16 protein-coding genes are annotated in these 17900 nt (G+C 67.7%); 7 read left to right on the forward strand and 9 right to left on the reverse strand.

Annotated features, from left to right (window positions below; translation table 11 throughout):
• Nucleotides 1-69 precede the first annotated feature (69 nt).
• Nucleotides 70-1032, forward strand: coding sequence for an HpcH/HpaI aldolase/citrate lyase family protein (locus tag HDA44_RS34455; protein ID WP_184841719.1), 963 nt, complete (start codon nt 70-72; stop codon nt 1030-1032).
• Nucleotides 1033-1105: 73 nt separating this feature from the next.
• Here HDA44_RS34455 and HDA44_RS34460 read toward each other — a convergent pair whose 3' ends face one another.
• Nucleotides 1106-1762: a peptidylprolyl isomerase gene (locus HDA44_RS34460; protein ID WP_184841721.1), complete on the reverse strand. Its 657-nt coding sequence runs from the start codon at nt 1760-1762 to the stop codon at nt 1106-1108.
• 131 nt (nt 1763-1893) lie between these two features.
• On the opposite strand from HDA44_RS34460, the gene HDA44_RS34465 reads away from it, so the two are divergent.
• Nucleotides 1894-3420: a protein kinase domain-containing protein gene (locus HDA44_RS34465; protein ID WP_184841723.1), complete on the forward strand. Its 1527-nt coding sequence runs from the start codon at nt 1894-1896 to the stop codon at nt 3418-3420.
• Between the two features lie 161 nt (nt 3421-3581).
• On the forward strand, nt 3582-4772 hold the full coding sequence (locus HDA44_RS34470) for an acyl-CoA dehydrogenase family protein (protein ID WP_184841725.1): 1191 nt from the start codon (nt 3582-3584) through the stop codon (nt 4770-4772).
• A gap of 88 nt (nt 4773-4860) precedes the next feature.
• Here the strand turns inward: HDA44_RS34470 and HDA44_RS34475 are convergent, their stop codons facing one another.
• On the reverse strand, nt 4861-5865 hold the full coding sequence (locus HDA44_RS34475) for a helix-turn-helix domain-containing protein (RefSeq protein ID WP_184841727.1): 1005 nt from the start codon (nt 5863-5865) through the stop codon (nt 4861-4863).
• A 207-nt stretch (nt 5866-6072) separates the two neighbouring features.
• Nucleotides 6073-7179, reverse strand: a complete 1107-nt coding sequence (locus HDA44_RS34480; protein ID WP_184841730.1) for a magnesium and cobalt transport protein CorA — start codon at nt 7177-7179, stop codon at nt 6073-6075.
• A 76-nt stretch (nt 7180-7255) separates the two neighbouring features.
• Between HDA44_RS34480 and HDA44_RS34485 the strand changes: the two genes are divergently transcribed.
• Together HDA44_RS34485 and HDA44_RS34490 are read left to right on the forward strand one after the other, a co-directional pair.
• Nucleotides 7256-7810 carry a YflT domain-containing protein gene (locus HDA44_RS34485; RefSeq protein ID WP_184841732.1) on the forward strand — a complete coding sequence of 185 codons (555 nt, stop codon included), beginning with the start codon at nt 7256-7258 and terminating at the stop codon, nt 7808-7810.
• Nucleotides 7811-7926: 116 nt separating this feature from the next.
• On the forward strand, nt 7927-8430 hold the full coding sequence (locus HDA44_RS34490) for a MaoC family dehydratase (protein ID WP_184841734.1): 504 nt from the start codon (nt 7927-7929) through the stop codon (nt 8428-8430).
• Nucleotides 8431-8491: 61 nt separating this feature from the next.
• Here the strand turns inward: HDA44_RS34490 and HDA44_RS34495 are convergent, their stop codons facing one another.
• From HDA44_RS34495 to HDA44_RS34510, 4 genes are read right to left on the reverse strand one after another with little or no spacing between them, the layout of a single operon-like run.
• Complete coding sequence (locus tag HDA44_RS34495) at nt 8492-9790, reverse strand: alpha-L-fucosidase (RefSeq protein WP_184841736.1); 1299 nt, start codon at nt 9788-9790, stop codon at nt 8492-8494.
• A 28-nt stretch (nt 9791-9818) separates the two neighbouring features.
• Entirely contained in the window at nt 9819-10679 is an 861-nt protein-coding gene (locus HDA44_RS34500) for a carbohydrate ABC transporter permease (RefSeq protein ID WP_184841738.1), read from the reverse strand.
• The gene (locus HDA44_RS34505; protein ID WP_184841740.1) at nt 10669-11610 is read right to left on the reverse strand and encodes a carbohydrate ABC transporter permease; all 942 of its coding nucleotides are present in this window, start codon (nt 11608-11610) and stop codon (nt 10669-10671) included. The genes HDA44_RS34500 and HDA44_RS34505 overlap by 11 nt, the downstream gene beginning before the upstream one ends.
• Nucleotides 11610-12884 (reverse strand): ABC transporter substrate-binding protein, encoded by a 1275-nt coding sequence (locus HDA44_RS34510; protein WP_184841742.1) that lies wholly within the window; start codon nt 12882-12884, stop codon nt 11610-11612. The genes HDA44_RS34505 and HDA44_RS34510 overlap by 1 nt, the downstream gene beginning before the upstream one ends.
• 190 nt (nt 12885-13074) lie before the next feature.
• Between HDA44_RS34510 and HDA44_RS34515 the strand changes: the two genes are divergently transcribed.
• The gene (locus HDA44_RS34515) at nt 13075-13776 is read left to right on the forward strand and encodes a FadR/GntR family transcriptional regulator (RefSeq protein WP_184841744.1); all 702 of its coding nucleotides are present in this window, start codon (nt 13075-13077) and stop codon (nt 13774-13776) included.
• A 54-nt stretch (nt 13777-13830) separates the two neighbouring features.
• Nucleotides 13831-14514 carry a hypothetical protein gene (locus HDA44_RS34520; RefSeq protein WP_184841746.1) on the forward strand — a complete coding sequence of 228 codons (684 nt, stop codon included), beginning with the start codon at nt 13831-13833 and terminating at the stop codon, nt 14512-14514.
• Here HDA44_RS34520 and HDA44_RS34525 read toward each other — a convergent pair.
• Both HDA44_RS34525 and HDA44_RS34530 read right to left on the reverse strand, forming a co-directional pair.
• Nucleotides 14504-16297 carry a GH39 family glycosyl hydrolase gene (locus HDA44_RS34525; protein ID WP_184841748.1) on the reverse strand — a complete coding sequence of 598 codons (1794 nt, stop codon included), beginning with the start codon at nt 16295-16297 and terminating at the stop codon, nt 14504-14506. The two genes, HDA44_RS34520 and HDA44_RS34525, sit on opposite strands and share 11 nt — an antisense overlap.
• Before the next feature lie 16 nt (nt 16298-16313).
• Nucleotides 16314-17888 (reverse strand): glucoamylase family protein, encoded by a 1575-nt coding sequence (locus tag HDA44_RS34530; protein ID WP_184841750.1) that lies wholly within the window; start codon nt 17886-17888, stop codon nt 16314-16316.
• Nucleotides 17889-17900 lie beyond the last annotated feature (12 nt).

A 17900-nucleotide genomic window follows, 5' to 3' on the forward strand; every position in this document is an offset into this window, starting at 1 on the left:
GTCACCGGGACAGCGGCGACGGAGGTCGTACGCTGCCGGTGACCGGGGAGTAACCGAGTGGAGGTCCCGATGACGGAACAGGTTTTGCGCAGTCGGCGGTCGTGCCTGGCCACGCCCGGCTCGAACCCGCGGTTCCTCGCCAAGGCGAAGGGGCTGGACGCGGACCAGGTGTTCCTGGACCTGGAGGACTCGGTCGCGCCGATCGCGAAGCCGGACGCCCGGAAGAACATCGTCGCCGCGCTGAACGAGGGCGGCTGGGGGAACAAGCTCCGTGTCGTCCGGGTGAACGACTGGACCACCGAGTGGACGTACGCCGACGTGATCGAGGTGGTCGGCGGTGCCGGCGCGAACCTGGACTGCATCATGCTGCCGAAGGTGCAGACCGCCGAGCAGGTGGTCGCGCTCGACCTGCTGCTCACCCAGCTGGAGAAGGTGCACGGCTACGAACCCGGCCGGATCGGTATCGAGGCGCAGATCGAGAACGCGCTCGGCCTGACCAACGTGAACGCGATCGCGACCGCCTCGCCGCGGGTGGAGACGATCATCTTCGGCCCGGCCGACTTCATGGCGTCGATCAACATGAAGTCGCTGGTGGTCGGCGAGCAGCCGCCCGGGTACGACGTCGGCGACGCGTATCACTACATCCTGATGCAGATCCTGATGGCCGCCCGCGCGCACGGCAAGCAGGCGATCGACGGGCCGTACCTGCAGATCAAGGAGGTGGACGGCTTCCGCCGGGTGGCGGGCCGGTCCGCCGCGCTCGGCTTCGACGGCAAGTGGGTGCTGCACCCGGACCAGATCGCCGCCGCGAACGAGGTGTACTCGCCGCGCCAGGAGGACTACGACCACGCGGAGAACATCCTCGACGCGTACGACCACTACACGTCGGCCGCCGGTGGCGCCCGGGGCGCGGTGATGCTCGGCGACGAGATGATCGACGAGGCGTCCCGCAAGATGGCCCTGGTCATCTCCGCCAAGGGCCGCGCGGCCGGCCTGACCCGCACCGACATCTGGCAGCCCCCGGCGGACTGACGCCGCCGATAGCGGGTTATGTCACCACGGGCGGGTTACAACACGTCATCCGCGCCACAACCCGCCGGCCGGCTCACAGCGCCCAGACCTTGAGGATGCGGATCGGCTTCACCGGCGGTCCGTCCTGGTCCGGGTCGGCGATGCCGGCCGCGACCATCCGGTCGAACGCGTCCATCCCGGCGATCACGTGGCCGAGCACGCTGTAGTTCGGCGGGATGTTCGCGAACGAGTGCACCACGAAGAACTCCGACCCGTTCGTACCCGGCCCCTGGTTGCCGTAGGCAACGGTGCCGCGCGGGTAGGTCTCCTTCCCGGACACCTCGTCCGGGAACTTGTACCCCGGCCCGCCCTCCTCCTGGCGGTAGATGTCGCCGCACTGCAGTACGCCGAGCCGGGCCGAGTTGGTCAGCCGGAAGCACTGCGTGGCGTCGTAGAACCGGCTGCGCACCAGATGGACGAAGTTGTGTACGCCGCACGGTGCGCCGGATCGGTCCATCCGGACCACGAACGGCCCGTAGTTGGTCAGGAAGTACACGTCGACGGTGCCCTTGGCCTTCGCCACCGGACTGGGCCGCCGGACCGGCTTGGCCGCCGGGTTCTCCGGTGTCGGCGTGAACTCGCATTTCACCACCGGTTTGGGGTGCTTGGCCGGCGCGGCGGACGCGGTCGTGGTCGTGAGGGTCGCGGCGACCAGGGTGGCCGCGATCAGGGCGGTGATCGATCGCTTCATGCGACGTACCGTAGTACGCCAATCGCTCCGCGTAGAGGTTCTGCAGAGGTTGTTCAGGGATTCCGCCGCGGACTCGATCATCACGCGCATCCCGCCTAAGGTGTTCCGGTCCGCTGCGGAAGGTGTGGTGCGTGAACGGCGAGGTACTGGCAGGTCGGTACCGGTTGCTGACCCTGCTCGGCAGAGGCGGCGCAGGTGAGGTGTGGGCGGCCGAGGACACGGTTCTCGCCCGTCAGGTGGCGCTGAAGCTGCTGCGCGGCCTCGACGGTGACCCGATGGAAGCGGTCGACCGGTTCCGGGCGGAGGCGCAGTCAGCAGCTCGACTGACCCACCCGAACGTGGTCGCGACGTACGACGTCGGTACCGAAGGCGACCACGTCTTCCTGGTGATGGAGCTGGTCCAAGGACCCGATCTGGCGCAGCTGATGCGCGACTCCGGTCTGCCGAGTGCCGAGCTGGTTGCCGACATCGCGGTCCAGGGCGCCCGCGCGCTCGACGCGGCGCATGCGGCCGGTGTGGTGCACCGCGACATCAAACCGGCCAACCTGATGCTGACGCCGGACGGCACGCTCAAGATGACCGACTTCGGGATCGCCAAGCGCGCCGGCAACGAGACGACCGGGCTGGGCGTACTGCTCGGCACGGCGTCGTACGTGTCGCCGGAGCAGGTACGTGGCGAACCGGCCACCCCTGCCAGTGACTGGTACTCGTTCGGCTGCGTACTGCACGAGCTGCTGACCGGTGCGCCACCATTCGCCGGTCCGACTGTTGACGTGGTCATGCGGCAGCATCTGGATGCGGTACCGCCACCTGTGGCGCGTGCTGACGTACCGCAGGAGCTGTCTGCTCTGGTCACGCACTTGCTGGCCAAGAACCCGGCGGACCGGCCATCGTCCACTGCACAGGTGTCTGCGCTGCTCACCCCGTCCAACAAGACGCAGGTACTGACACTGCCCCCAGCTGACCCGGCCGGCGTGACTCACGCGCAGGGCGTGACTCACGCGCAAGGCGTGACAGACACGCCAGGCGTGACTGGCGCCGCTGGTGTGGTCGGTGTGGGGAAGTGGGAGGAGTCGGAGCCCCGGACGCACCGAGCGGCGTCCACCGGCCGGCTCCCGCTGGTGAAAGTGGGTGTGGCTGCCGCTGTAGTGGTTGTCGGCGTGGTGGCGGCGCTGCTGTTGCGCGTGGGCCTGTCGGGTGACCAGCCAACGGCACAGGCAGGCGGTACGCCGTCTGCTCCGGTTCAAAAGGCGACCGCGGCTCCGAAGACCACCCCGGCGCCGACAACTGCCAGAACCTCATCCAAGCCGCCGAGTACGAAGCCGACGCTCAAGCCGACGCCGCAGGACTCTCGTGGCGTACTGGTGCAGCGGCTACGCAGTCTGGCGGCGCAGGTGCGGGCTACTGAGCAGAACAACCAGTCTGGCGGTCACGGCAACCAGAGCAAGGCGCCGCGTGAGGCAGCCAAGGACCTGGATCAGGCCGCCGAAGCGGTTGACGAGGGGGATCTGCAGGCCGCGGGGGAGCACTTCTACGCGGCCCGGCAGCGGCTGTTCGAGGCGCAGGTGCGTCACCGCTGGCAGGCGACTCCGCAGATCGTGACCCTGTTCGGCACGATCGGCCGCACCCTCCCACGCCCCGACTCCGACAACGAGTGAGCCACGCGACCCCAGCCAGCCCATCAATCCGGGTGTGCTGGGGTCGGTGAGTGAGGCACGCGACCTTCAACAGGTGGTGGGTGTCACAGCGGGTGTCACCCTCGCACCGGGATGCTGATTACCGCGATACTCGCGGGTAAGCCGTCCGAAGGAGGCGCACGATGAGCAGGTTGCAGCAGACCGACGGGCTGACCGACATCCAGGAGGAGATCCTGAAGACGGTCCGGGCCTTCGTGGAAGCGGAGATCCTCCCGGTCGCCACCGAGCTCGAGCACCGCGACGAGTACCCGGCCGAGATCGTCGAAGGCCTCAAGGAGCTCGGCCTGTTCGGCCTGATGATCCCGGAGGAGTACGGCGGTCTGGGCGAGTCGCTGCTCACGTACGCGCTCTGCGTCGAGGAGATCGCCCGCGGCTGGATGAGCGTGTCCGGCATCATCAACACCCACTTCATCGTCGCGTACATGCTGCTCCAGCACGGGACCGACGAGCAGAAGCAGAAGTACCTGCCGCGAATGGCGACCGGCGAGGTACGCGGCGCGTTCTCGATGTCCGAACCGGGTTGCGGATCGGACGTGTCCGCGATCAAGACCAAGGCCGCCCGCGACGGCGGCTCGTACACGATCAACGGCCAGAAGATGTGGCTGACCAACGGCGGCTCGGCCAACCTGGTCGCGGTGCTGACCAAGACCGACGAGGGTCAGGACTCGGTCTACAAGAACATGACCACGTTCCTGGTCGAGAAGGAGCCCGGCTTCGGCGAGGTCGACAAGGGCCTGACGGTGCCGGGCAAGATCGAGAAGATGGGCTACAAGGGCGTCGACACCACCGAGCTGGTCTTCGACGGTTACCGGATCGACGCCGGGCAGGTTCTCGGCGGCGTACCCGGCAAGGGGTTCTACCAGATGATGGACGGCGTCGAGGTCGGCCGGGTGAACGTGGCCGCCCGCGGCTGCGGGGTGGCGCGCAGGGCCTTCGAGCTCGGCATCTCGTACGCGCAGCAACGGGAAACGTTCGGGAAGAAGATCGCCGACCACCAGGCGGTGCTGTTCCGGCTGGCCGACATGGCGGTGAAGGTCGAGGCGGCGCACGAGCTGATGGTGAAGGCGGCCCGGAAGAAGGACAGCGGCTCCCGCAACGACTTCGAGGCCGGCGTCGCGAAGTACCTGGCCAGTGAGTACTGCGCGCAGGTGGTGGAGGACTCGTTCCGCATCCACGGCGGCTACGGCTTCTCCAAGGAGTACGAGATCGAGCGGCTGTACCGGGAGGCGCCGATGCTGCTGATCGGCGAGGGTACCGCCGACATCCAGCGGATGATCATCGGCCGCCGCCTGCTCGAGGACTACAAGCTGTAGATCGGGCTGTAAGCCTGCCCGGTGCGCTGGGTCGACAGGCGGGGCGGTGCCGGTCGGCCCAGCGCACAGCAGGGCAGGGTCTGAGGGGCTAGGCGGGTTGCCTGGTGTGGCCGGAGCCGTAGCCGGACAGCAGCCAGATGCCCAGCTGGGTGATCTCGTGCCGGACCGAGGCGCCGGCCCGGCGGGTGGTGATCAGCCCGGCCTCCCGGAGCACCGTCGCCTGGTGGCTGGCGGCGGCCGGGGAGATCCGGCAGCGTTTCGCCAGCTCCGTCGTCGTACACCCCGCGACCGTCGCCTCCAGCGCGGCGGCCCGGGTGGAACCGAGCAGCGAACCCAGCGGGTCACTCGACGGCGTTGCCTCCACCGACGCCTGCCGCAGGATGCCGGGCGCATGCTGGATCGGGTACACCAGGATCGGTTTCAGTCCCGGGTCCCGCAGCTTGGTCGGTACCTGCCAGCAGAACGCCGAAGGCTGCAACTCGATTCCCCTGCCATCGAGATACAGATCGCGGTCGTTCATGTCGAGCACCTGCAGGACCGGTGCCACCCACCGGACCCGCGGGTGCAACGACGACAGCAATCGGTCGACACCGTGCCTGGCCAGCGCCTCCCCACGATGGGCGTGGTCAGCTGACACGTGCGTGCCGATCGACTTCCAGTACGGCGCGATGGCCGCGTCGTGGTACGTACGGATCGCCCGTCCGAGCTTCTGCATCGACAGCCGGCCGCCCTGGGCCAGCTCCCGCGTCCACGGTGACGGGGGCCGGTACTTGCCGAGCAGGTCGAGCTGGCTGTGGACCTGCTGCCGCGGTGTCGCCAGCGCCAGCTCCAGCGCGGAGTCGAAGTCCGGCGCGGACTCGGCCGGGGTGAGGAAGTCGGGGGAGTAGCCCTTCGGCGGCGTCAGCTCCAGCAGCAGCCGCATCTGGTCCGGCGCCACCTTGGTCCGCACCTGACGGCGCCAGTCCTCGAAGATCAGCCGGCCGTCGGACTGCTGCAGCATGTGCAGACTGAGCAGCACCTCCCAGAGCGGCGCCGGCCTGGTGGCCACCGTGACCCGGGTCAGATCGCGTGGCGTGAAATGAATTCGAAGCACCGCGGGCCCCTCCCGTTTCCCTCTCGTCACGGCCGTCCCCGACGGCTTCGGTCGCGGAAAGTGATCAATTCCTGACCGAACGCGATGCCGGAATTCAATCAAGGCACCGGATTGGTCCACAACTGTTTGAACATTCCAATCGGGTAGTACTCCTGGCCATGGCAAAAGGTTGCCAAGCCGTCCGTCAGACGGTAGAGAACACCGGGTTCAAAGCCAGTGGTTCCGCTTGAACAAGCGGTAAAGGACGAAACACGCGACCGCCATCACGCCGAGTACGACGAAATAGGCGTACTTCAGCCGCAGTTCCGGCATGTAGTCGAAGTTCATCCCGTAGATACCGGCGATCATCGTCGGGACGGCGAGAATGGCGACCGAGGCCGAAATCCGCCGCATGTCCTCGTTCTCGGCCACCTGTACCTGGGCCAGCCCGGCCGCCAGGATCGAGCTGAGCAGCTCGTCGAACGAGATCACCTGCTCCTTGACCCGTTGCAGATGGTCGTCGACGTCGCGGAAGTAGTTCTTGATCTCGTCCGCGAGCAGCGGGTGCCGGAGCGCGACCAGCGTACGCATCGGGCCGGTCAGTGGCGCCACGGCCCGTTTCAGCTCCAGCACCTCGCGCTTCAACTGGTACACCCGGTCGATGTTCCGCCAGCCGCGCGGAGTGAACATCTCGGTCTCGATCAGGTCGATGTCCGCCTGGACCGCGTCCGCGACCTCCAGGTACCGGTCGACGACGTGGTCGGCGATCGCGTGCAGTACGGCGCCTGGTCCGGCCGCCAAACGGTCCGGCTCCTGCTCCAGCTCCTGGCGGAGGCCGGTCAGCTCACTGTGCTCCCCGTGGCGCACGGTGACCACGAAACCGGGCCCGCAGAACACCATCACCTCACCGGTCGCCACTACCTCGCTGGTGGCGGTCAGATCGCCGTGCGGCACGTACGTGACCGTCTTGAACACGGCGAACAGCGTGTCGCCGTACCGCTCGAGCTTGGGTCGCTGATGCGCTTTGGCCGCGTCCTCCAGCGCCAGCGGGTGCAGACCGAACTCCTGGCCGATGATCGCCAGCTGGTGCTCGGTCGGCTGGAACAGCCCGATCCAGACGAACCCCTGGCCGCGCTGCGCCCGGACCAGCGCCTCGGTGTACGAATCGACGCGCCGGTCGCGCTCACCGTCGCGGTAGAGACCCCAGTCGACCAGGGCGCCTTCCAGCTTGCCGGTGACCACGTCGTCGGGCGGGCGGCCGTCAGCGCCGGCACGCCGGGCGAACGCCCTCCCCATTCGGCGTGTCGCGCCTAGGTCCCACCGTCGCCCGGCCATCACCGGCGAGGCTATCAAGACGCGGTAACCAGGCGTCGGCAATGATGGGGGTGGAAGCACGTGGAGAGGAACGACGATGACCACGCAGGGCATGCCCTCGATGGACCCCCGGCCGACCGGCCTGACGATCGGGACCTATGACACCTACCGGGAGGCGCAGCGAGCCGTCGACTACCTCTCGGACGAGAAGTTCCCGGTCGAGCACACGACCATCGTCGGCAACAACCTCCGGCAGGTGGAGAAGATCACCGGCCGGCTGACCTGGAGCCGCGCGCTGACCGCGGGAGTGGCCAGCGGCGCCTGGTTCGGTCTGTTCGTCGGTCTGCTGCTGGGTCTGTTCACCAACGGCAACTGGCTGGCGGCGCTGCTCACCGGCGTCGTGCTGGGCGCCTTCTTCGGGCTGGTGTTCGGTGGGCTGAGCTACGCGCAGTCGGCCGGCCGCCGCGACTTCACCTCCCGGACCGCGGTGGTGGCGACGACGTACGACGTGCTGTGCGACTTCAAGTTCGCCGAGGAGGCGCGCAACCACCTGGCCAAGCTGGCGCTCAAGGGCGAGGTACACCCGCTGCTGCCGGACCACCCCGGCCAGCAGCCGGTCCAGCAGCAACCACTGCAGCAGCCGAGGGACTGACGCTGACCCTTGCCGGTGAGAGGTGACCTATCTCTCCCGTCGGTGAGAGCCAGACCACGGCCCCGGACCGCCCGGATTCGGCAGCATGGTAGCCACCCGACCGAGGAGGAGCCGAGATGCAGTTCGGGCGCAGCTACGAGGAGTTTGAAGTCGGCGCGGTCTACAAGCACTGGCCCGGCAAGACGGTGACCGAGTACGACGACCATCTGTTCTGTCTGCTCACCATGAACCACCATCCGCTGCACCTGGACGCGAACTACGCGGAGCAGACCACCCAGTTCGGCAAGAACGTTGTGGTCGGCAACTACGTGTACTCGATCCTGCTCGGCATGTCGGTCCCGGACGTGAGCGGAAAGGCGATCGCCAATCTGGAGATCGAGTCGCTCCGGCACGTCGCCCCGACGTACCACGGTGACACCATCTACGGCGAGACCGTCGTCCTGGACAAGTGGGAGTCCACCTCCAAGGACGACCGCGGCATCGTCCACGTCGAAACCAAGGGCTACAAGCAGGACGGCACCGTCGTCTGCCTGTTCCGCCGCAAGGTGATGGTCCCGAAGAACAACTACCTCGAAGCCCGCGGCGGCGAACAGCCCGCCCGCCCCGAACCCCGGCCTTGAGAAGCCACCGCGCATTCCCGGGCCCCGAAAACGCGCGGTGGCTTCACAAAGTGCGGTGGGGTCAGCTCAGGAACAGCTCGATGACGGGTACGAGGGTGGTCGGGCGCTGGATGGGGAGTTTCAGGGTGAGGGTGTCGGAGGCGACACCGCCCATCGTGGTGTTCTGAGCTTGCCGGTGCGGGTCGTTGACGATGCGCTTGATCTCGGACGCGTCGTTCAGTAGTTGCGCGTACTTGACCTTGCCGGCGAGACCTGGCAGGTGGATGTGACCCATCGGCCAGGAGAACAGGTGCAGGTACAGCCGGTTGCCCTTCTGGGTGAACCGGCAGTCGGCAGGTGCGGTGTACCCGTCGGCCGGCCGCGCGCCCCGGATGGACCGCTCGTGCAGCCGCATCCACTCGCCGATGGAAGCCAGCGTCGCGAGTGCCCGCGGGTCGAACTCGCCGCGCCCGGTCGGACCCACGTTAAGCAGCAGGTTGCCGTCCTTGGAGACCGAGTCGACGAGCATCTTGACCAGCGTCTCGGGTGACTTCCAGTCCAGGTTGTCGCGGTCGTACCCCCAGCTGCCGTTCAGCGTCTGGCAGGCCTCCCACAGCACCGGCTGCCCGTCCCGCTGCATCGGTCCGTCCGGCTGGTACTGCTCGGGCGTGACGAAGTCACCGGGGATGTCCAGCCGGTCGTTGATCAGGATGTCCGGCTGCAACTCCCGGACCATCGCCATCAGCTCTTCGGACCGCCAGTCGTCGCGGCCCTTGCCGTGTCCGTCCCGGCCGTCCGGGTAGTTGCGGCCCGGGTACGAGAAGTCGAACCACATGATGTCGATCGGGCCGTAGTTGGTCAGCAGCTCACGGGTCTGCGCGTGCAGGTAATCCGCGTACACCTGTACGTCGCGGCCGGCCGCCTTCGCGATTGCTTCCTCGTCGTCGCGCTGCGGGTGCACCAGGTCGATCGGGAACTCCGGGTGGTGCCAGTCGATCAGCGAGTGGTAAAAACCGACCCCGAGCCCCTCGGCCCGGCAGGCCTCCACGAACGGCCCGACCAGGTCCTTGCCCCTCACGGTCTTCGCGACCGTGTAGTCGGACACCTCGGAGTCCCACAGGCAGAAGCCCTCGTGGTGCTTGGTGGTCAGCACCGCGTACTTCATCCCGGCCTCGCGCGCGGCCTTCGCCCACGTGCGCGGGTCGTACAGGTCGGGTTCGAAGTGGTCGAAGTACGGCTGGTAGTCCTCGTCGGTCAGCCGCTCGTAGTTCTTCACCCACTCGTGCCGGGCCGGCAGCGAGTACAGGCCCCAGTGGACGAACAGGCCGAACCGCCAGTCGCGGAACTTCTCGACGGAATGCGCGGGAGGCGCGTCGGTCATTTCAGATCTCCTTAAGGGTTGAGAGGGCCTAACGGCCGCCGAGCCCGGTGACGAGCAGGCCGCGGACGAGGTGTTTCTGCAACAGGACGACGAGCAGCACGGTCGGCACCATCGCCATCACCGACGCCGCCATCATCAGATTCCACTGCGTACCCTGCTGGCCGATGAACTGCGCCAGGCCGAGCGGGACCGTGCCCTTGTCCTCGACGCTGTTGATGATGATCAACGGCCACAGGAAACTGCCCCAGAGACTGATGAAGGTGAACACGGTCAGGACCGCGATGGCCGGCCGCGCGAGCGGCAGCATGATCCGGAAGAACGAGCCGAACGGCCCGCAGCCGTCCACCCGGGCCGCCTCTTCCAGTTCGGCCGGGACGGTCAGGAAGAACTGCCGGAGCAGGAACGTACCGAAGGCAGTGAACGCCCACGGCAGGATCAGTGCCCAGTAGCTGTCCACCCAGCCCAGCGACTGCATCAGCCAGTACATCGGGACGATCAGGACCTCCTGCGGCACCATCAACGTGCCGAGGAAGAGGACGAACAGTTGCTCCCGGCCACGGAACTTCAGCCGGGCGAAGGCGTACGCGGACCCGCTCGACGCGGCGACCACGACCAGCGTTCCGGCGACCGCGACGAACATGCTGTTCAGGAAGTACTTGCCGAACGGCGCGAAGGTGAACGCGTCGGCGTAGTTCTGCCAGCGGATCTGCGAGCCGAACAGGTGCGGCGTCGGCGTGAACACCTCGTCCGCGGGCTTCAGCGACGTCGACACGGCGTACACCAGCGGGCCGAGGAACAGAATCGCGACGATCACCAGCAGGACGTGCGAGACCCCGAGCCGGAGCCGGCGGGCGGTGACGGAGGTGCTGGGGGTGGCTTCAGACGTCATAGTTCACCCACTTCTTCTGCCCGACGAACTGGATCGCGGTGATGCCCATGATGATCACGAACAGCACCCAGCCGGCCGCCGACGCCAGGCCCATGCTGAGGAACTGCCAGCCCTGGTTGTAGACGTACATGACGATGGTCTGGGTGGACACGCCCGGTCCGCCCTGGGTCAGGATGAACGGCTGCGCGAACACCTGGAACGAGGTGATCAGCGTCATCGTGGTGGCGAAGAAGATCGACGGCGTGATCATCGGCCAGGTGATGTACCGGAAGCGCTGGAACGGTCCGGCGCCGTCGATCTGCGCCGATTCCAGCTGCGACTGCGGTACCTGGTCGAGCGCGGCCGAGAAGACCAGGAAGTTGTACCCGAATCCCTGCCAGATCGACATCGCGACGATGGCCGGCATCGCCCAGTTCGACGACCCGAGGAAGTTCGGCGCGTCGACACCGAACCAGCTCTTCATCCCGGCGTCGAGCAGCCCGCCGGGCTGGAAGAGCAGCCGCCAGACCATCACGTTGGCGACCATCGGCGTCATCACCGGGATGAAGAACAGCACCCGGAACGCCTGCCGGCCACGGATCTTCGGGCCCAGCCAGGTGGCCAGGCCGAGGGATACGACCACGTTCAGCGGGACGTAGAGGACCACGAACAGGGCGGTGTTCAGCACCACCCGGCGGAAGACCGGATCGCCCAGCAGGTGCGAGTAGTTGCCGAACCCGAGGAACTTGCGGTCACCGAACACCGGCCAGTCGAACAGGCTGATCGCGAGCGCCATCGCGGTCGGGAACAGCGTGAACAGCGCCAGCCCGCCGAGGCTCGGCGCCAGGAAGACCGACGCGTACCGGCCGTCCCGCCGCAGCGCGGGCCGGCGCCCCGCCCGGGCCGCGCGCGGCGGCGTACCCGGGGGAGCGGCGGTGGTTTGTGTTGCCATCAGGAACCAGCGCCTGCCTGGTCCTGGATGGTCTTGAGGGCCTGATCCGGTGGGATCTCACCGTTCAGGGCCTGGGTGCCGAAGCGGGTGAGCAGGTCGTTGACCTGTACCCAGTTCTTGGAGGTGATCAGCGGCACCGAGTGCTCCGACGCGTACTCGATGACCTCCTTGGCCTCCGGGATCTTCGCGGCGGTGAACCACGCCGGGTGCGCGGCGGTCCGGGCCGGGTACGCGCGACCGGCGGCGGCCAGCGTGGTCAGCGGCTTCTCGCTGGTCATCGACACGATCGCCTGGAAGGCGGCATCCGGGGTCTTGCAGGACCGGGAGATGCCGAAACCGGAACCGGCCGTGAAGGTCTTGGAACCGTCCGGACCGGCCGGGATGGTGGCGATCCCGAGGTTGAACTTGACCTTGCCCAGGGTGTCGATCAGCGACCACGGGCCGTTCAGCTGCATCGCGGCCTTGCCAGAGGTGAACTGGGTGGTCTCGAAGTCGTTGCTGCCGGACGGTACCTGCGGGGCGATCTTGTCGGTCCGGACGAAGTTCGCGTACGTGGTGAACCCGTCCACGAACTTCTGGTCGGTGAGGTTCAGTTTGCCGTCGGCCAGCGGCTCGGCGCCGGTCAGCGTACGCACCCAGGACGTCGTGCCGAGATCGCTGGGCGTGGTCACCAGACCGGACTTGCCCCCGGCGGTGAGCTTCTTCGCGGCGGCCTTGAACTCGTCCATCGTCCACCCGGGCTTCGGGTCGGCGATGCCGGCGGCCTTGAACAGGTCCTTGTTGTAGAAGAGCACCATCGGGCCGGAGTCGTACGGGATCGCGATCTGTTTGCCGTCCGACTTCAGCCCGTCCATGATCGGCTTGTCGAAGTCCCCGGCCTTCAGGTCGTACTTCTTCATCAGGTCGTCCAGCGGCAGCATCGCGTTCGCGTACGACGCCAGCCGGAGCGACTGCATGCCGATGATGCACGGCGCCTTCCCGCTGGCCAGCAGGGTGCCGATCTTCGACCAGTAGTTGTTCCAGTCGGTGCCCTGGAGCTTGACCGTGATCCCCGAGTGGTCGGTGTGGGCCTGGTCGGCGACCTTCTGCCAGGCCGCCTGGTCCGCGGTACCACCGACCCAGAACTGCCAGGTCAGGTCGGCCTTGTCGGCCGAACCGGACCCGCCACTGCCGCTGCCGTCGTTCCCGCCCCCGCAGGCGGCGACGGCCGTCAGTGCCAGCACCGACAGCGTTGCGGTCACCCAGCGGCGCGCCCGCGCTGGTGTTCCTCTCATGCTGACCTCCAAGAAGAGCTGTGATTCATCCGATCAATATGCCGTGATCTGGACGAGAGTCAACAGTTCGTATCGGATATCCGAGATGTTGTAGTCGAGAAATCTATTGCCGAACTCTGGCGGACCCCCTAGACCTCCGATGTATGGTCCACAGACATCGGAGGTTTTGGTAGGCGGAGGGAGGGGTGGCATGGCGGTCACGGATGCGGCCATCGACCGGATCAAGCAGATGATCGTGTCCGGCGAACTGCGGCCCGGGGACCGGTTGCCGCGCGAGGCCGACCTGGCGGCCCGGCTCGGCCTGTCCCGGAACTCGCTCCGCGAGGCGGTCAAGGCACTCGCGCTGATCCGCGTCCTGGAGGTCCGGCAGGGCGACGGGACGTACGTGACGAGTCTCGACCCGGCGCTGCTGATGGAGAACATCGGGTTCGTCCTGGACCTGCACCAGGACGCCTCGGTGCTGGAGTTCTTCGAGGTGCGCCGGATCCTGGAGCCGGCCGCCGCCGAGCGGGCCGCGCTCCGGATGCCGGACGAGGACATCGCCGCCGTGCACAAACTGCTCGACGACCTCGGCCCCGATCCGTCGGTGGCGGACCTGCTCGACAGCGACGTCGAGTTCCATCGGCTGATCGCGGTCGGCAGCGGCAATCGGGCGTTGGCCTCGATCATCGACTCGCTCCGGCAACCCACCTACCGGGCCCGGATCTGGCGCGGCCTGACCCAGACCGACGCGGTGGCGCGTACGCTCGCCGAGCACCGCGCGATCCTGACCGCGATCGAGGCCCATGAACCGGAGGTCGCCCGGTCCTGGGCCACCGTCCACATCGTCGGCGTCGAACGCTGGATCCAGGAAGCCGTCGACCTCGAGGACGTTCACCCCTCGCGCGGCTAGCATGGTCCGGCTTCGGCTGCTTCCGGCGGCCGACCGGACCTGAGAACGAGGGGCATGAGCCGAAAGACTCTGATCGCACGCCGCGGCGCGTCCGCGCTGGCCGGCATCAGTTTGTTGCTGTTCGCAACGGCCTGCGGGGCCTCGGTGACCAAGGGCACGCCTCCGGGCGGCGGCGGTGGCGGAGGTGGCGGCACGAACTATGTGCCGAAGGCGACCGCGCTGAAGGTGTGTTCGCTGATCGACCTCGCACCGCTCGCGAGGTCGTTGCACTCCACCGGGTACACGTTCGGCCCGAAGGATGTACCGGCCGGGGTCGGCCTGGAGTGGAACGGGCCGCAGTGTTCGGCCCAGTTCACGCTGGCGCCGCTGGGCGGCACGGTGATGGTGCCGGCCCGGCTGAACGCGGCGGTGATCGCGTACCCGACCGCGGCCGAGGCCGACCAGCAGTTCCAGGACCGGGTGAAGAAGGCTGCCGACAAGGAGGCCGGTACCGCCACCGTCACCGAACTTCCCGGCGAGTGGACCAAGGGAACCATCGTGGTCAGCCGCGGACACGGGGACAACGCCCTGTACGCGCTGATTCGCAAGGACAGCTACCTGGTCAAGATCTCCCTCCAGGTGTCGTCCGACGCGGCGGGCAAGGCGAAGTGGCCGTTCACGCTGAACCAGACGCAGGCCACTGTCGCCTCGACCGCGAAGGCGTTCTACACCTCCGCTTCGGCCAAACTCACGGCTTGAGTTCGAGCAGGACCGCGGACGGCATCGGCAGGGTCACCTCGACGATGCCGTCCTTCAGGTCCAGTGGGACGGCTGTGAGCTTGGTGCGTTCGGCGAGGTCGGTCAGCTCCTCGTCGGTGGGCCAGTCGCCGAGGCCCGCGGCCGCGGTGTGGAGGTCGGCGGTGCCGATGGCCAGCACGGTCGCGGTGACCTGCCAGGACGGGTCCACGTCAGGCAACTGGACCTGGACCGTCCTGGTCAGTTCGGGTGCCCCGTCGGCCTTCGTCTGATCGAGGGTGAGGTTCCACAGCAGGATGGCGATCCGGTCGCGGTCGCGGGACGCCCACGCCTCGACCAGGCTGCCGCCGCCGTCACCGCTCGTGGTCACGGGCAGTTCCACCGGGCCGAGCCGGCTGAGCAGCGTCAGCGCGTGATACCTCGGCTTGGCGATCCCACCGACCGTACGCAACCCGAATCCACCGTGCAGGAAACGCGGCGGGCGGCCGAGTTCCTCGAAGTGGTCGGACGCGACCCAGTAGGAGAGCGCGTCGATCCGGCCGGCGGCGGATCGCATCCCGCGGAGCAGGAACACCCCGGAGAACACCGAGTCGTTGATCGGGTTGAAGTGCGTCGGCGTCACGCCCCACTCGGTCCACAGCACGCGCGCGTCCCCGTACCCGTGCCGCTCCAGTGATGCGCGTACGTCCAGTGGCGGCGAGCCGTAGGTGTGCGTGGAGACGAAGTCGACCGGCGTACCATACCGTTTGGTATGGTCGAGGAAATCATCCACCCAGCCGGCCGCCGCCGACGACGGGCCGCCGACCGCGATCCGCGGGTCGACCGACTTCACCGCGGCGGCGGACACGTCGTACAGCTGCAGGTACTCGGCCTTCGTGCCGGACCAGAACACCTCGAGATTTGCCTCGTTCCACACCTCGAAGTCCCAGGTCAGCACCTCCTCCAGGCCGTACCGGTCGACCAGGTGCAGGACCAGCGCCCGGACCAGATCGTGCCAACGGTCGTACGACGCCGGCGGGGAGATGATCGCGCCGTACGCGAACACCGTCTTCGCCGGGTCACTGGCCAGCTCGCGCGGCATGAACCCGAGCTCGACCACCGGCCGTAACCCGATCGCGAGCAGCTTGTCGTAGATCGCGTCGACCACCGAGAAGTCGTACGAGTCGCCATCGATCACGTGCGTGTCGTCGTGGAAGATCGCGTGCGCGCGGACCGTACGTACGCCCAGCTCGTCGTGCATCCGGCGGAGGGCGTCCTCGAGCTCGACGCCGATCTCGTGACCGCCGGTCAGGTCCTTGCAGAGCAGCTGGCTGAGCCGTTCGCTGCCGACCATCGGCTCCCACGCCCGGGGAAGTTCGGTGCCGTCGGCAACCGTGTCGACGACGACCGCTACCGTCGGGACGGTGCCGTCGGCAACCAAGGGGACGGCGCCGGCCTCATGACTCGGCCGCCCGGTCAGTACCGTCACCTCGGGCACGCTCGCGACCGCGTACCGGTAGGCCGTACCCGGCGTGCAGGTGGTGTCGACGTACGGCGGCGACGGCACCGAGAGGACGTCGCCGCTGTGATGATCGACCGGTTCCAGCGGACCGTGCGCACCGGTGCCGCGGAGGATCAGGTAGCCGGCCGCGCCGTCCACCGGTGACCAGTCGATCGTCACCTGGCCGGCTCCGCCGACCGCCGTCACCTCCTTCGGCGGCTCGAGGTCCGGGAAGGCGAACGCCCGCTCCTCGTCGCTGCGGAGCGCGATCCGCTGGTCCCAGTCGGTCTTGGCATCTTGCTGCATCAGTGGATGTCTCCTGTCACTCGAGGCCGGACTCGAACTGCTCCATCGCGATCAGCGGCCGAATCCGGCTCTCGACCGTCCGGGACGCGAAGTTCCGCCGGATCAGGTCGTTGCCGAACGCGTTGCCGATAGCACCCATCACCATCGCCTGATCGAGCGACAGGTAGCGCTTGGCGATCAGCCCGGACTTCACCGCGACCGAGTCGTAGAACCCGCCACCGCCGTACGCGTGCAGGGTGTTCTCGATCTTGCTCAGGTTGTCGATCGCCTGCCGCGGCGCGTACGCCATCGCCAGGAAGGCCGCGTGCGGGGTGACCACGCCGTCGCCGTACTTCGGGTTCGGGTTGGTGCCCTCCCGGCAGCCCTCGAAGCCGGCGTCGAAGTTCGTACCCTCGAGGTCGGACGGGTAGCCGTTCGGGTCCATCCCGAGCGCCTCCACGCCGTACACCGAGTACCCGCCTTTCGGGTTCGAGGCGGGGGAGAAGCCCCAGTAGCCGTACTTGGCGTCGTCCAGCCCGTGCTCGATCTGCGCGCGGACCGTGAGCGGGTGGTTGATCCCCCAGCTGCGCGGCGCCCAGGTCGCCTCAGGGACGAACAGGTCAGGCATCAGCGACTCGAACATGTCGCCGCCCCAGGACGGCACCATCCGCATCCCGCGGTACGAGTAGGTCCCCTCGAAGACATCCAGGCCGAGGTACGTCCGGTGTACGCCCTTGGGCTTCTGCTCCACCCAGGACCAGTCGCAGCTGTCGGGGAAGGTGCGGTACGTCGCGAAGTACTGCGTGTGCGGCACCTGATTGAGCGCGAAGCCCACGTACCCGGCGATCCGCGCCTCGGTGTTGCAGGTGTCGTAGTGGAACTTCCGGTAGTACACGTCCGGGCCGACGCCGGCGTGGTTGCCCTGGTCGGTCGCCTCGTCCGGCGGCTGGGTCTCGAAGAAGCCACCGCGCATCAAACCGCCGGGCCGCGCGGCCGGGTTGTAGTAGAACTTGAAGTTCATCCGGTTCAGCAGCTCGTCGGCCAGGGCACGGGCACGCGGCTCGGCGTTTCGTACCACCATCAGCGCGCACGCGAACCAGGCGTTGTCGACGCTGGAAACGAACGGGGTGATCGGGCGGGTGCCGTCCGGGTCGACGTGCAGTACCTCGCCGGTGGCCTCGTCGTACCAGTTGAAGTACATGCCGCTGGGCTGGTGATGGACGACGTTCTTCATCGTCGTCAGCGTTTGCGTGACGCGGCGCAGCGACTCCTGCGGCGAAATGATGCCGAGGTGCCGGGCGACCACCGTGCTCCACAGGTAGCCGCCGATGTTGGTGGGGGAGGTGTACTTGCTGCGGACCGGGTTGGTGACGGATTCGCCGATGTTGTCGGCGGGCAGCCCGGTGCGCTCGTCGGTCATCGCGACCAGACTGCGCCAGGTGTCCCGCGCCCAGCGGCCGACGAGAGCCTTGTCTTCGCGACTGGGTTTCCAGTTGGCTTTCAGGAGGTCGGCCGGTGCCGCGCTGCCACCGTAGGCGGGGGCAGCGGTGCCGACGAGAGCGGCGGTTCCGGTGGCGGCGAGCAGGGTACGGCGACTGATGTTGGCGGTCATCTTGTCTCCAGT

It is taken from the genome of Kribbella solani, from assembly GCF_014205295.1.
GTDB lineage: Bacteria > Actinomycetota > Actinomycetes > Propionibacteriales > Kribbellaceae > Kribbella > Kribbella solani.

Coding starts and splice junctions, on each gene's coding strand:
- HDA44_RS34455 (WP_184841719.1), top strand. CDS start 70: ATGACGGAACAGGTTTTGCGCAGTCGGCGGTCGTGCCTGGCCACGCCC.
- HDA44_RS34460 (WP_184841721.1), bottom strand. CDS start 1,762: ATGAAGCGATCGATCACCGCCCTGATCGCGGCCACCCTGGTCGCCGCG.
- HDA44_RS34470 (WP_184841725.1), top strand. CDS start 3,582: ATGAGCAGGTTGCAGCAGACCGACGGGCTGACCGACATCCAGGAGGAG.
- HDA44_RS34480 (WP_184841730.1), bottom strand. CDS start 7,179: ATGGCCGGGCGACGGTGGGACCTAGGCGCGACACGCCGAATGGGGAGG.
- HDA44_RS34485 (WP_184841732.1), top strand. CDS start 7,256: ATGACCACGCAGGGCATGCCCTCGATGGACCCCCGGCCGACCGGCCTG.
- HDA44_RS34490 (WP_184841734.1), top strand. CDS start 7,927: ATGCAGTTCGGGCGCAGCTACGAGGAGTTTGAAGTCGGCGCGGTCTAC.
- HDA44_RS34495 (WP_184841736.1), bottom strand. CDS start 9,790: ATGACCGACGCGCCTCCCGCGCATTCCGTCGAGAAGTTCCGCGACTGG.
- HDA44_RS34500 (WP_184841738.1), bottom strand. CDS start 10,679: ATGACGTCTGAAGCCACCCCCAGCACCTCCGTCACCGCCCGCCGGCTC.
- HDA44_RS34505 (WP_184841740.1), bottom strand. CDS start 11,610: ATGGCAACACAAACCACCGCCGCTCCCCCGGGTACGCCGCCGCGCGCG.
- HDA44_RS34510 (WP_184841742.1), bottom strand. CDS start 12,884: ATGAGAGGAACACCAGCGCGGGCGCGCCGCTGGGTGACCGCAACGCTG.
- HDA44_RS34515 (WP_184841744.1), top strand. CDS start 13,075: ATGGCGGTCACGGATGCGGCCATCGACCGGATCAAGCAGATGATCGTG.
- HDA44_RS34520 (WP_184841746.1), top strand. CDS start 13,831: ATGAGCCGAAAGACTCTGATCGCACGCCGCGGCGCGTCCGCGCTGGCC.
- HDA44_RS34525 (WP_184841748.1), bottom strand. CDS start 16,297: ATGCAGCAAGATGCCAAGACCGACTGGGACCAGCGGATCGCGCTCCGC.
- HDA44_RS34530 (WP_184841750.1), bottom strand. CDS start 17,888: ATGACCGCCAACATCAGTCGCCGTACCCTGCTCGCCGCCACCGGAACC.